This is a genomic window from Pontibacter beigongshangensis, from assembly GCF_014332515.1.
Classification (GTDB): domain Bacteria; phylum Bacteroidota; class Bacteroidia; order Cytophagales; family Hymenobacteraceae; genus Pontibacter; species Pontibacter beigongshangensis.
Genome location: NZ_VFSD01000005.1, coordinates 68,182 through 81,180, shown reverse-complemented (window position 1 = coordinate 81,180; position 12,999 = coordinate 68,182). Strand labels below are relative to the sequence as shown.

The 12,999-nt window shown below is 47.5% G+C and carries 12 protein-coding genes; 8 read left to right on the top strand and 4 right to left on the bottom strand.

Annotated elements, in window-relative coordinates:
• Positions 1 to 81: 81 nt before the first annotated feature.
• The 3 genes from FJM74_RS06315 to FJM74_RS22190 all read right to left on the bottom strand — a co-directional run bounded on the left by FJM74_RS06315 (position 82) and on the right by FJM74_RS22190 (position 2,519).
• Positions 82 to 348 (bottom strand): hypothetical protein, encoded by a 267-nt coding sequence (locus tag FJM74_RS06315; protein ID WP_187261730.1) that lies wholly within the window; start codon positions 346 to 348, stop codon positions 82 to 84.
• Positions 349 to 371: 23 nt separating this feature from the next.
• Positions 372 to 1,796, bottom strand: a complete 1,425-nt coding sequence (locus FJM74_RS06310) for a DUF3987 domain-containing protein (protein WP_187261729.1) — start codon at positions 1,794 to 1,796, stop codon at positions 372 to 374.
• A gap of 252 nt (positions 1,797 to 2,048) precedes the next feature.
• Positions 2,049 to 2,519: a helix-turn-helix domain-containing protein gene (locus FJM74_RS22190; protein WP_206684006.1), complete on the bottom strand. Its 471-nt coding sequence runs from the start codon at positions 2,517 to 2,519 to the stop codon at positions 2,049 to 2,051.
• Positions 2,520 to 2,981: 462 nt separating this feature from the next.
• Between FJM74_RS22190 and FJM74_RS06300 the strand changes: the two genes are divergently transcribed.
• A complete protein-coding gene (locus FJM74_RS06300) occupies positions 2,982 to 4,091 on the top strand; it encodes an ISAs1 family transposase (RefSeq protein ID WP_241738970.1) in 1,110 nt (369 codons plus the stop codon).
• Positions 4,092 to 4,200: 109 nt separating this feature from the next.
• The gene (recD2, locus tag FJM74_RS06295; RefSeq protein ID WP_241738969.1) at positions 4,201 to 6,645 is read left to right on the top strand and encodes an SF1B family DNA helicase RecD2; all 2,445 of its coding nucleotides are present in this window, start codon (positions 4,201 to 4,203) and stop codon (positions 6,643 to 6,645) included.
• A gap of 378 nt (positions 6,646 to 7,023) precedes the next feature.
• Here recD2 and FJM74_RS06290 read toward each other — a convergent pair whose 3' ends face one another.
• Positions 7,024 to 7,920 carry a helix-turn-helix domain-containing protein gene (locus FJM74_RS06290; protein WP_187261726.1) on the bottom strand — a complete coding sequence of 299 codons (897 nt, stop codon included), beginning with the start codon at positions 7,918 to 7,920 and terminating at the stop codon, positions 7,024 to 7,026.
• A 172-nt stretch (positions 7,921 to 8,092) separates the two neighbouring features.
• Between FJM74_RS06290 and FJM74_RS06285 the strand changes: the two genes are divergently transcribed.
• The 6 genes from FJM74_RS06285 (at position 8,093) to FJM74_RS06260 (ending at position 12,694) form a co-directional block, all read left to right on the top strand.
• Positions 8,093 to 8,926, top strand: a complete 834-nt coding sequence (locus tag FJM74_RS06285) for an SDR family oxidoreductase (RefSeq protein ID WP_187261725.1) — start codon at positions 8,093 to 8,095, stop codon at positions 8,924 to 8,926.
• A 58-nt stretch (positions 8,927 to 8,984) separates the two neighbouring features.
• Positions 8,985 to 9,836: an aldo/keto reductase gene (locus FJM74_RS06280; RefSeq protein ID WP_187261724.1), complete on the top strand. Its 852-nt coding sequence runs from the start codon at positions 8,985 to 8,987 to the stop codon at positions 9,834 to 9,836.
• A gap of 52 nt (positions 9,837 to 9,888) precedes the next feature.
• Positions 9,889 to 10,380: a hypothetical protein gene (locus FJM74_RS06275; protein ID WP_187261723.1), complete on the top strand. Its 492-nt coding sequence runs from the start codon at positions 9,889 to 9,891 to the stop codon at positions 10,378 to 10,380.
• A 184-nt stretch (positions 10,381 to 10,564) separates the two neighbouring features.
• A complete protein-coding gene (locus FJM74_RS06270) occupies positions 10,565 to 11,023 on the top strand; it encodes a cupin domain-containing protein (protein WP_187261722.1) in 459 nt (152 codons plus the stop codon).
• Between the two features lie 117 nt (positions 11,024 to 11,140).
• Positions 11,141 to 12,127 carry an aldo/keto reductase gene (locus tag FJM74_RS06265; RefSeq protein ID WP_187261721.1) on the top strand — a complete coding sequence of 329 codons (987 nt, stop codon included), beginning with the start codon at positions 11,141 to 11,143 and terminating at the stop codon, positions 12,125 to 12,127.
• Between the two features lie 69 nt (positions 12,128 to 12,196).
• Positions 12,197 to 12,694: a nuclear transport factor 2 family protein gene (locus FJM74_RS06260; protein WP_187261720.1), complete on the top strand. Its 498-nt coding sequence runs from the start codon at positions 12,197 to 12,199 to the stop codon at positions 12,692 to 12,694.
• The last annotated feature ends 305 nt before the right edge of the window (positions 12,695 to 12,999 follow it).

Below are 12,999 nucleotides of genomic sequence, written 5' to 3'. Positions count from 1 at the left end.
ATTAGCTATCAGTCGCATTGTCAAGTAAAATGCCACGCTATAAAAAAATATAGCGTGGCATAAGTGGCATTGGCAGTTATGTTAATAATGATATTCTATAAATTCTCTCGTCTCCTCCCAATCCATCTTACTGTCCGGTGCCTCCAACTTCATTATTTCGAAAAGCTGAATTAACATAGGTTTTGTTGCCCATTTTTTTGCAACTAATTCATATATCCAAAAACTAATTTGCCCTTCAGGATAGTTGTATGATTCTCCCAAATCGCATTTCCGAATGTCATAGATAATGTTGTCATCGGCATCTCTGAAAGAAATATATTTTTCTTCAATTGTAAGAGTAATATTCATTTGTTTGAAATTTCTATTGGTTGTTAAATAGTTGAATTTTCTTTTTTCTCTGCCACTGCCATTACTGCCACAGGGCTTTTTTTGTATAAACCTCTTCCTAATTTTTCCAAAGCACCAGTCTGCACGAACTCACTAAGCCAGCGATCTTTCGTTCGAGTGGGAATCTTCAGCTTTTGTGCTACCGAAACTGCCTCGACCATATTGAAGTCTGACGGAAGGGCTTCGAAAAAATTGAATTGGCGAGTACTGTTTGTTTTAATGGGCGAGGAACTTGGCATTCTTTGAAAGAGCTCCAAAGCCTTTTGGAATGAATATGCCGTAAGTTCCAGACTGATCTTGAAATCAGTCTCAGATGGATACAGTGCTCCAGCAATGTGCGGAACAACACATGCGGCTGGATCAATTTGTCTGAAGAAGGTAATGATGGTACACAATCTGGTAGCCATCAGCACATGTCGTCGTGCCAAGCTAATAGCATAAGCCCCTCCAGCCAAATGAGCAAGCTTCTGAAGATGCTTTCCTTTGTTGTCTAACTCATCCCATTGCTCGTCAGTGAATTTCACCTCTATTGCCAGATTTTGAGTCTGGTGCCATAGCTTTAAAAATTTGTTAGCATAATCTGAATAATGATTTTCTAGTGGCAACTCTCCGGTTCTAGGTCTTGGTGAGACCCATTGCATGCTGCCAACCAAATCTAGAACAAGAAACCGAGAAAGAAGACCATCCTCATTTCCTTTAAAGAGTGCACTTACTTGGTTTTCAGTACCTGAAAGGAGTAAGGCTAATTTGGGCCTTTCCGCAGTTAGTGTCTCTTTGTCTGCTTTGCGTGCGCTTGAAGTAGTTTCGTTATGGAATGCCTGCCTAAGAATAACCGAATTCTGAGCTCCCATTTCGCCTGAAAGCATGCCCGAAACAACGTCAATTTCAGTCTCGGATATGACTAATGGGATGTTTTCACCATTCTCTGCGAGCTGAAGAATTAGTCTTGCACTGGTCGCATTTCCAGCCAAGATAATCTGCTGTAGTTTTGGCGGAGTCGGAGGCAAACCAGATGCTCCGGCCTTCACCCCCTTTTTGTAGATTATCGAATCATGCTGAAATCTCTTCAATGCTTCATCATATTCTTTAGTAAGTTTTTTGTTAATCTCCAATAACAAATTTCTGCTCAGGCTCAAGGCTGATTTTCCATTTGCAGGTGGGAGTAATAGCATCAGAAATAAAAATGGGTATGAACGCTTGCTTCCATAGTGCACAAATACATTGGGTATCAATGCCGCGGAAGTGGTAATGACAGCGAATGTTGCTATCAATACTTCTTGCGGGTCTCGGTGGTGCTTTAGCAATGATTTGTAAAATTCGGGGAGGCCCTCATAAATATCCGCGAGGTTTAAATTGTCATAAGTTTCAGGCAAATCAGGTTTAGAATTAAATATATTTTTCTGTACCATATTATGTGTAGTTGCTTTGATCAAAGGAAATCGGTGTACTACTATACCCTTAGTAGGAAATGATCCATGCGGTCAAGGCTGTTACTTTTGCCATCATCCTGGCAGTGGCGACAGTAAGGTCAGGATCATGTGTATAATGAGTTAAAGTTTATTGAATAAAAAATTCAGTTTAGTTAATCTCCGTCAGAGAGATTGGAAGGTTATGGTCAATCAGGTGATTGTATGTTGTCAATTTGGGTTCACAGTAGTGAACTACCTCCTGCGGCTGGTTGAGGTATTGGTCACTGCCGTATTTTTAATTTCTTCAAAAGTTGCTTTTCGGAAGCGTAGCATCCACTCTGATAAGTCAGCCTTCAAAAAGTAGCATTTTTTACCATTGGGGCAGTAGTAAGGAATTTGCCTGGTGCTAGTAAGTTTATAGACCTGGGATTTGCTCAACCCTAAAAAATATGCTGCTTCATCTAAAGTAAGGATCTCATTTGTCTGTGCACGTTGCAGTGTGAGCATTTTAGTTAGTTCGTCAAGTTTCTCCAAGATTAAAGTTTCCATTATTTTATTCGTTGTTGCTGATACAAACTTAAGGTGAAAAGCGGGTGATTTTTTTGTGTACAATCTCACCTCAGCTTTCACCTCAGGGTTGTCAACATTTAAAAATGCGGCTGTTGGGCTATTAAATTGGTTTTTTAGATTCTGTGTGGCTGTTTTGATTTTGTTGAAATTCATTTTTCCAGAAGTTTTGCGAATAAGGATTCTATGAAATTAAGCTAAAAGGGCATTCCCCCATTTCCTTGATTATGCTTTTCTGAGCTTCTGTAATACTAAAATTTTAAATCAAAACAGCCTTTAAGAAACGAATAGTAAGCATTAGAGGGTTTTAAACCATCTTGACTACTATATGCTAACTTTGTTAATGGCTTGAGTTCGTATTTATCTAATGCCATCATGCATTGTACACCACAGCTATTTTTGAGATAGATGTGCTCCCTGTATGATTATTACTGAAGCATTGTAAGAATATGTTTAACATAATAGTTGTTAAAGATTTACCTCCATTTTTTATTCACTTCTTAAGACATCAGGGCCTATTAACCGTCCCTCTTGCTTTGTGAAGAACTGAAACAGGTCAAACGCATTAAAAAGTAGCGGTTAATGAGCTAAAATGATTTTGTTTGGTGTTAGCCTTGCATGGATTTAACTACCTTTTTTGCTGGAGTTCCTGATTTTGGTTTGAACCGGCGCAAGAAGCATTCAATTGTTGACATTTTAGTTATTGCTCTTCTAGCTATCGTGAGTGGGGCGGATGATTTTAAGGAGATAGCGGCCTACCGCAAGAGGAAGGAGCCTTTTTTGCGCACTTTCCTGGATCTTCCCAACGGCATTCCCTCCCACGACACCTTTAACCGGGTCTTCAAGTTCATGGACAAGGAGGCCTTCGGTGCCTGTCTCTACACCTGGTCCAGGGAGCTTCTCTCTTTTCTGGAGGAGAGGATGTCCCAGATAAACCTGGATGGCAAAGTGTTGCGGGCCACAGCAAAGGTGGGGGCTAAAAAGAGTGGCATCTGCATCGTGAGCGCCTGGGTGGCCGAGCAGCAGCTGGTGCTGGGGCAGGAGACAGTGGCGGCCAAGAGCAACGAGAAGACAGCCATCCCCGAGCTGCTAAAGTCTTTGGACCTGCCGGGGGCGCTGGTAAGCTGCGATGCAGCAGGCTGCCAGACGAGTAACGCCGAGTTGATAGTAGCTGGGCAGGGGGACTATCTGGTAGCTGTCAAAAAGGACCAGAAGAATGCCTATGAGCAGCTCTCCGAGTGGATGGAGAAAAGGGAAGGGGCCCTGCCTGTGGACGAGTGGGGCGATTTTGGCAGCGGCAGGATAGAGAAGCGGCGCTGCTATGTGGAGAACCAGCTGGAACTGCTCGATGGCCTTGCCGGCTGGCCTAAGCTTAAGTCGGTGGTGATGGTAGAGAGCCAGCGCGAGAAGAATAGCCATACAACTACTGAAACCCGCTTCTACCTGAGCAGCCTGGAGGCCAGGCCAGCGCAGTTCAACAAACTGGTGCGCAACCACTGGAGCATTGAAAACAGGCTGCACTGGCGGCTGGACGTCGTGTTCCGGGAGGACATGTCCCGCACCAGGCAGGGAAATGCTCCACAAAACATGGCCACTGCCAGGAAAATGGCGCTGCAGCTGCTAGGCCAGGTACAGGACAAGCAGAGCATGAAGAACAGAAGAAAAATGGCAGGATGGGACGATGAATACCTCCTAGAGGTAGTAAAGGGAATAGTTAAATACGTTTAACCTGGAACTGAAAAGAACTATACCCTTTTTCAATCTTGTTCAGGCATTATATCTTTGGTTTCACCTTTCTTTGTACATGCAGGCACTTGACAGACAAACTTCAGCGGAGTTGGAAAAGTTATCTGGTATTGTAAAGCGCGTGACCTTCCATAGCGCAGAGACCGGCTATACCGTACTCAAAGTAAACAGCTTTCAAAGGCCAAATGAGGAGTTCATTGTTATCGTTCACCAGTCCAAGGTCTTTGCCGGGGCCACCATGGATTTCTACGGGGAGTGGACAAACCACCCCAGCTATGGCTTGCAGTTCAAAGCCAGCAAGGTCATCGAGAGAAAGCCCGCAACAGCCAATGCCCTGGAGAAATACCTGGGCTCCGGCCTGATCAAAGGCGTCGGCCCGGTGACGGCCAAAAGGATCGTCCGGCATTTCGGAGACAAGACTCTGGACGTGTTTAATTCCTGCATCGGAAGGCTCACCGAGGTGGAAGGCATTGCCCGGCTCAAGCTGGAGATGATCAGCAAAGCCTGGGTGGAACACCAGGAGATAAGGAACGTGATGCTCTTCCTGCAGTCCCACGGCATCTCTACTCTGTTTGCTGTCAAGATCTACAAGTCCTATGGCAATGATGCCACTGAGATCGTCCAAGACAATCCCTATCGCTTGGCGACAGACATCTATGGCATCGGCTTCTTCTCTGCCGATAAAGTGGCCTTGAGCCTGGGGCTTGCGGAGGACTCTCCACAGCGTATCCAGGCCGCCATTGGGCATGTGCTGCAAAATGCCCGGGAAGAGGGGCATTGCTACCTCACCCAGGAGCAGATCCTCCGGGCGGTGGCGGAGCTGCTGTCCCTGGTCGATTTTGCGGCCCTGGAGGCTAGTCTCCGAGAGATGGAGAAAAAGGAAGAGCTGAAAGTGAGGCTACTGCCGGATGAGAAGGGGGAGGCGCAAAAGTGCTTCTATGCCCATTCCCTGTATTACGATGAGCAGTACATCGCCACCAAGGTCAAAGAGCTGGCCAGCCAGCAAATAAAGCTTAACAGGGAGCATCTGCAGCAAGACCTGGCGGTTTACTGTCAGCTGCATCATATCTCCCTGAGCGAGGAACAGTGGCAGAGTGTGCTCCAGATAGCTGCCGAGCGCCTCTCCATCCTCACCGGTGGGCCTGGGTGCGGCAAGACCACCACCACCCGCGCCCTGGTGGGCGTGCTGCAGCAGATGGCCAGGAAAGTCATGCTGGCAGCTCCTACAGGCAGGGCAGCCCAGCGCATGAGTGAGGTGATTGGCGTGGAAGCCAAGACCATTCACCGCCTGCTGGAATGGGACCCTGGCAAGGGAGGCTTCAAACGCAATGAGCTGGACCCGCTGCAAACGGATACCCTCATCGTCGATGAGTGCTCGATGCTGGACGTGCATCTTGCTGCCGCCTTACTCCGAGCCATGCCTGCCGCTTGCCAGGTGGTGCTGATAGGGGATGCCGACCAGCTCCCGGCGGTGGGGGCGGGCAATGTGCTCAAAGACATGATCGCCTCCGGAGTAGTCTCTTGCCTGCGGCTGACCAAAGTGTTCCGGCAAGCCCAGGAATCGCTCATCATCTCCTATGCCCATCAGATCAACCGAGGAGAGGTACCCAGGATAGAGTCACCCTTTCACAGGCCCCCTGTCTGGCAGGAGAGAAAGGACTGCTTGTTTATCGACTCAGAGGAAGCCACCACCGAAGAGCTGCGGTTTATTTCCAAGGTGAGGAGACTGGCAGGGGAGGAGACGGCCAAGGCAGCGGAGCCACCGGCCGAATACTATAGCCAGGGCAGTAACTTGTCCATTCCAGCCAAATTTGCTCATGTGGATGTGGAGGCACTGCTGCAGGCCAACAGCCACAGCGAGGAACTTAAAGAGGTCCTCCAGAGGGTTCATCCCTGGTCGTCCCTTCATTATGGCCTTTCAGCCGTGGGGATGGTAGAGAAGCTGTATGAGGCCATCATTCCCAAATACTACGGCAACGGAACGGAGATACAGATACTCTCACCTATGACCAAGGGCAGTTTGGGCACCTCCAACCTCAACAAAGTAATTCAAGAGAAAATAAATCCGGCAGGATTAGGGAAAGCACAGCTGACAGTAGGAGGGAGGCTGTTCCGGGAAGGGGACCGGGTGATCCAGAAGCGGAACAACTATGACCTGAACGTGTTCAACGGTGACATCGGTACGGTCACGGGAGTGGACAATGAAGAAATGGAGCTGATGGTGAGCTTTAAAGCGGGTAAGGAGGAAAAGGAGGTAAGGTATCAAAAGGAGCATCTGCTGGAGCTGGACCTGGCCTATGCCATTACGATCCACAAGTCACAGGGCAGTGAGTTTGAGACGGTCATTATTCCTATCGTCACGCAGCACTTTGGGATGCTGTTCCGGAACCTGGTGTACACAGGCATCACCAGGGCAAAGAAACTGATCGTGTTCGTGGGGACAAGGAAGGCACTGGCCTTGGCCGTAAACAAGCAGAATACCGCCATCAGGCAGACTGCTTTGGCCTACTTACTAAAGCAAAATGGGCCATCTTAATCTTTGCCAGTAGCTCTTACCACAGCTTTTTTTGCGTTGAACCTACGCTGATAGCTTGTCCTATAAAGCGCCTTATGGCCAGTAACACCTGCTTAAACTGAAAAGTTACTGAACATAAAATGTGTTATTAGATAAAGTAGACTACACAGCAGTTGCCATGACATACATTTGTTAATTTCAATTGATGATGAATAGTCTCCTGAAGGACTTCTTAAAGGCTGCAGATGGAACGACAATGGGCCTTTACCTAACTAAGTAGGATAAGAGTCCATTGCCTGCCGGTTACATTTGTGGAATGTCTGCCTATATGTCTAGGATTAGCAACACAACAGTGTCTAGCTCCCTCCCTGTCATTAACTGCATTATTAAATTTAATTATCAATTAAGAATCCGGTAGTCGTTAGGTGATAATCCAACCCGCTGTTTGAACAGCCTTGTGAAATGCTGAGGGTACTTAAAGCCTAGCTCATAAGCGATCTGGCTAACGGATTTGCTTTGGTCAAAGATCCTTTCCTTCGCCACATCAATCACCTTGGACTGGATATATACCTGGGCTGACTGGCCGGTCTCCTTCTTGATCAGGTCCCCGAAATAGTTGGCCGACAGATTCAACTCTCCCGCACAGTATGCTACGGAGGGCAAACCAATCGTCTGGGGTTTTTCCGTCTGGAAGTACTCATTGAGTAAATTTTCGAACCTCTCTAAAACCCCTTTATGGGCATTGTCGCGGGTGATGAACTGCCGGTCATAGAAGCGGACGCAATAGTTGAGCAGCAGCTCGATGTTGGAGGCGATCAACCTTTTGCTGTGCTTGTCAACGGCATGCTCCAGCTCATACTCGATCTTAGAGAGACAATCCATAACAATCCTTCTTTCCCGCTCGGACAGATGAAGCGCCTCGTTGGATTGGTAGCCGAAGAAGGTATAATCCTGAATATGCCGCCCAAGGGCAGTGCCATGAATCAGGTCAGGATGGAAGACAAGGGCGTAACCCTTGGGCTGGTAAACCTCGCCACTGCTGTCAACACTAACCACCTGGCCGGGCGCGATGAACACGAGCGTTCCTTCCTGATAGTCATAAGTTGCCCGGCCGTACCTCAAATCTCCGCATTTCACATCTTTTAAAAAAACGGTATAGCAGCCGAAATACATGTTGGAAGCTGCCCTGGGGTTTGCCTTTGACAAATCGAGCACACTTACCAGCGGGTGCAGCGTCTCCTGGTTGTTGAAGGCGTTGTATTCGCTCACTGTATCAAATCTCCTTAGATTATCCATAATCACAATTGTTTTAAGCATTCAAAAATACTGCTTTCGCCGCCACTTACCTGATGGAATTTCCTGAATCAGTAATAATGGTATGAATACCTGTAATCTATATAACTACCAGGGATATACGACCCTTTACCTTTGCAATAGAAATACAATTGTAGTATAAAGATTAAAGACTATGGTTACTCAAAAAGTTTGGTTGATCACCGGAGCCGGCCGCGGTATGGGGGTAGATATTGCAAAAGCGGCATTGGCTTCAGGTCATAAAGTAGTAGCAACCGCTCGCAATATAGAAAATGTAAGGAAGGCACTTGGTGAGACAGAGAATCTTTTCGTGGTAAAGCTGGACGTAACCAGTTCAGCAGATGCTGCGGCCGCTGCCAGAGCTGCTGTAGATAAGTTTGGGGGCATAGATGTCTTAGTCAACAACGCGGCCAATTTCATTGGTGGTTACTTTGAGGAGTTGACACAGGAACAAATAATACAGCAGCTTCAGACAAGTTTGTATGGGCCGATGATTGTGACCCGTGCCGTGTTGCCAGTTATGCGTAACCAAGGCTCAGGCCACATTATTTCTATCTCATCTACTGCGGGCCTTACCAGCTATGAGTTCTGCAGCGCATATTCATCAGCAAAGTTCGGTTTAGAAGGGTGGATGCTCGCTTTACAGGCAGAAGTAGCTCCATTTGGTATCAATACCACTATTGTCAACCCAGGCTTCTTCCGCACAGAACTTCTCACTGAACAATCCTCGCAATACGCTGACAACCCGATAAAGGACTATAATGAGCGTAGGGCTCAGCAGATGGAATTCTGGAAAGGAGCCAATGGGCAGCAGTCAGGTGATCCTGCAAAGCTTGGACATGCGCTTGTAAAAATTGCCGGCGAAGAAAAACCACCAGTACGTTTCATTGCCGGGGCTGATGCTGTGGGTGCAGCAGAGCAGGTAGCCGCCACGCTTCAGCAGCAAACTGATGCCTATCGTGAGCTATCATCATCACTTGCCTATTAAGGCGAAGAGACAAATTTAAAAATCATAATAGCAAACCTTCATAGAAATACAAAAGACAATGGAAAATGTCAAGTTAAATAATGGTGTGGAAATGCCCCTACTGGGTTTCGGCGTTTTTCAGATACCCGACGCTGAGGAGTGCGAGAGAAGTGTGTACGATGCCATACAGACCGGTTACCGCCTGATTGACACAGCCGCGGTTTACCTGAATGAGGAAGCGGTTGGTAAAGCCATCAAGAGAAGCGGTGTTCCCCGGGAGGAGCTGTTTATCACGACCAAGCTATGGGTGCAGGACGCCGGTTACGAACAGGCGAAAAAGGCGTTCGAGAGGTCGCTGCAGCGACTGGGCTTGGATTACCTTGACCTGTATCTCATTCACCAGCCCTACGGCGATGTCCACGGCGCGTGGCGGGCCATGGAGGAACTCTACCGTGAGGGCAGAATAAGAGCCATCGGCGTGAGTAACTTCCACCCTGACAGGGTGATGGATTTGATCGTTCATAACGAGATCGTGCCTGCTATAAACCAGATCGAAACACACCCTTTTCTCCAGCAAACCGATACGCAGCAGTTCCTGCAGGAGAACAACGTGCAGATCCAGTCCTGGGGACCGTTCGCGGAAGGAAAGAACGATCTTTTCACGAATGAATTGCTGCTCTCCATAGGGCAGAAGCACGGAAAGACAGTGGCCCAGGTGGTTCTGCGGTGGCTTACCCAAAGGGGCGTGATCGCTATTCCCAAGTCTGTGCGCAAGGAGCGCATGGAGGAGAACTTCAGGGTTTTTGATTTTCAACTCACCCAGGAAGACATGGATGCCATAATTGCCTTGGATCAGCAGACAAGCCTCTTCTTTGACCACCGAAATCCAGTTATGGTGAAATTGATTGGCCAGAAAAGGGTTGATATTTGATTTGTTCTTTCACGCGAGCAGCAATCCCTAATATCAGACTAACACAATGGAAATGACAGAATACATCAAGCAGTACTACCATAGCGAAAGGAGCATGGCATTACTTGCTGCTGCGATTGGATTAGCCTTTCTAATTATTGCCTGGGTTGCTTTTCGCCAACCCGGGAGTGGCCAGCTCTATAGAGGGCTTACCTACACGCTTGTTGTTTCCGGGCTTTTGTTTCTGTCTGGTTTAGGTGCCCTGCTCCAGAGTGATAAAAAAATGGAAGAGGTTTCTAACTACACGCAATCGAACAGGGAGTTGCAGGTATCTGAACTACAAAGAATTGAAAAAGTTTTAGCAACAGGTTACAGGATATCAACCATACTGGCGTCAATCGCAGTCCTAGCCGGAGTTGTCTTGTTACTATTTAACTCCGGGAATTTGCACCGGGGAATTGGATTGGGAATCCTACTCTTCGGAACGGCGTTGCACGCCTTAGATTTCTTCTCTATCAATAAACATAAAATATATTATGAATCCATAAAGGCATTGAAGCTCTAAAATACCCCCATCAAAGTATAAAGGGTAGGATTAGTTGAAAAGCAGGGCCAGCGGATCGCATGGATATGGGGTATCTCCCGTAATGATCAACATATAAACCATGTGCCGGCGTACTGCGATTTGAACGGCTTCTTCAGCTCACATGGCAATAGAAATTGAAATAAAATACCTTACAAAGTATAGCATGAAAAAAATATTGTATTTAACCACAGTATTCTTTGCCGCACTGTCTGGTCAGGCAGTGGCGCAGGATGCCCCTATTTTCCCGAAAGGTGAAAAAGCTCCCAATGTAAACCACGTGGGAAATGTTTGGCTCCATGAGTTAAGTGAGCCGGACAGCACTTTCAATTACGGCACCTCTGTTGCCACCTTCGACCCTGGTGCCAGATTAAACTGGCATACCCATCCTGGTGGACAAATTCTATTGATATTGGCAGGCACCGGTTATTACCAGGAAAAAGGCAAGCCGAAGCAAACGGTTCGCAAAGGGGAGGTCGTGAAATGTGCCCCAGGCGTAGTGCATTGGCACGGCGCAACACCGGAAAGCGGGGTTACCTACCTGTCCACTACACCTGCTCAAAATGGCAAAACCATCTGGATGGAAAAGCTGACCGAACAGGAATACCTTGGCGGCAAAAAATAAGCCACCGCAGCTTTCCATACCCTGGATGCCACGGCGAGCTGCTTTGTGATCCGGCAAGGGGACGCTGTGTCAGGCAGGAATAAAATACATTCATCAAATACTTTCATAAGGGAGATTATGCAAAAACGAACGTTAGGCACCAGCGGCCTGGAAGTATCAGCTCTTGGCCTTGGCTGCATGGGCCTGAGTTTTGGATATGGTCCTGCAACAGAAAAGAAAGACGCTGTCAAACTCATCCGAAGAGCTTATGAACTCGGCGTCACTTTCTTTGATACTGCCGAAGCATACGGCCCCTTCGCAAACGAAGAGCTGCTTGGTGAAGCTTTAGAGCCGCTTCGTGATCAGGTTGTCATCGCCACCAAGTTTGGTTTCAGGCTGGAGAACGGTGCTATGACAGGCTTGGATAGTAGACCGGAGCACATCAGGGCTGTAGCGGAGGCTTCTCTCAAGCGGTTAAAAACAGAGGCAATTGATTTATTCTATCAGCATCGTGTAGATCCCCATGTTCCCATTGAAGAGGTGGCAGGAACGGTGAGGGAACTGATCAAAGAGGGGAAAGTAAAGCACTTTGGGCTTTCAGAAGCAGGCGTCCAAACCATACGAGATGCACATGCTGTTCAGCCAATAGCTGCTCTGCAAAGCGAATACTCCCTTTGGTGGCGGGAGCCTGAACAGGAAATACTTCCTGCTTTGGAAGAACTCGGAATCGGCTTTGTACCCTTCAGCCCGCTTGGCAAAGGATTTCTTACAGGCAAGATTGATGGAACTACCGCTTTCGATAAAAATGACTTTCGAAACACGGTTCCCCGTTTCTCGGAGGAAAATCGAAAAGCCAACCAGGCTTTGGTGGATCTACTCGGAAAGATTGCAAAAGAAAAGGGAGCGACATCCGCGCAAATAGCCCTCGCATGGCTGTTGGCGCAAAAGCCATGGATTGTGCCAATTCCCGGCACAACAAAACTGCACCGCCTGGAGGAGAACCTCGGGACGGCTGCTGTTGGGTTAGCCGCGCATGAGCTTCAGGAGATCAATGCAGCCCTGTCAAATATTGAAATTCAAGGTCATCGGTATTCAGAGCAAGCACAGAAAATGATTAACCGTTAAAAAAGAGGGAAAACCGCCCTGTAACAAGGTAAAATACCTCAAAGTAAACAAACACTAAAATTTAGACACATGAAAAAAGTAATTTTTGGATTGTTCTTGTGCATTGCCAGTATGCAGCTATTACATGCCCAGGCGAAACTACCGAATTCAACCACGACCAACACTACAAAAGCAGAGCAGGAAATCCTCCAACTCTCGAAAGACAAGTGGCGCTGGATGGCAGATAAGAAGGTGGATTCTTTGAAGACCTTATTCGATGAAAAATCCGTGTTTGTTCACATGGGGGGAAGCTGGGGGAAGGATCAGGAACTTGGTGTTATTGAAAGCGGGCGGATTCATTATAAGAAAGCCGAAGTATATTCAGCGGCAGTAAATTTCATTGGCAACACGGCCATCCTGCTGAATGACATCGACTTAGTGGCCGTGGTAGGCGGGAACGAAGTTACGAATCCCTTTATGGTGACGGAGGTTTACATAAAGGAAAACGGCAAATGGAAGATGGGCTCACTCACTTTCTCAAGGCTTAGCAGGCCCGTTAAGGATAATAATCAGCCGCCGCAAAACTAACACCAGCCTCTATAGGTATGAATCGACGTGCCTTTTAGAACCTGCCTGACCTTAGCCGGGGTGGACTTTGCTGGCCTCACATACGACAGCTTTCGACTGTGGCCTCACTATTTACGATGCGGCCTATGCTGACGGCCCTCATGAGGTGGAACGGGCCTTCGGTTAAGGTATCGCCTTCTTCCGCGTCAAAGTAGTGATCGCATCGAAGTTCGTGCCCGAGTTTTCTAATGTTGAAGCACCACCCGCAAGCTAAAAGAGGAAAAGTAAACTATTTATTCTGTCAATCAGACGAAATCATACAGTGA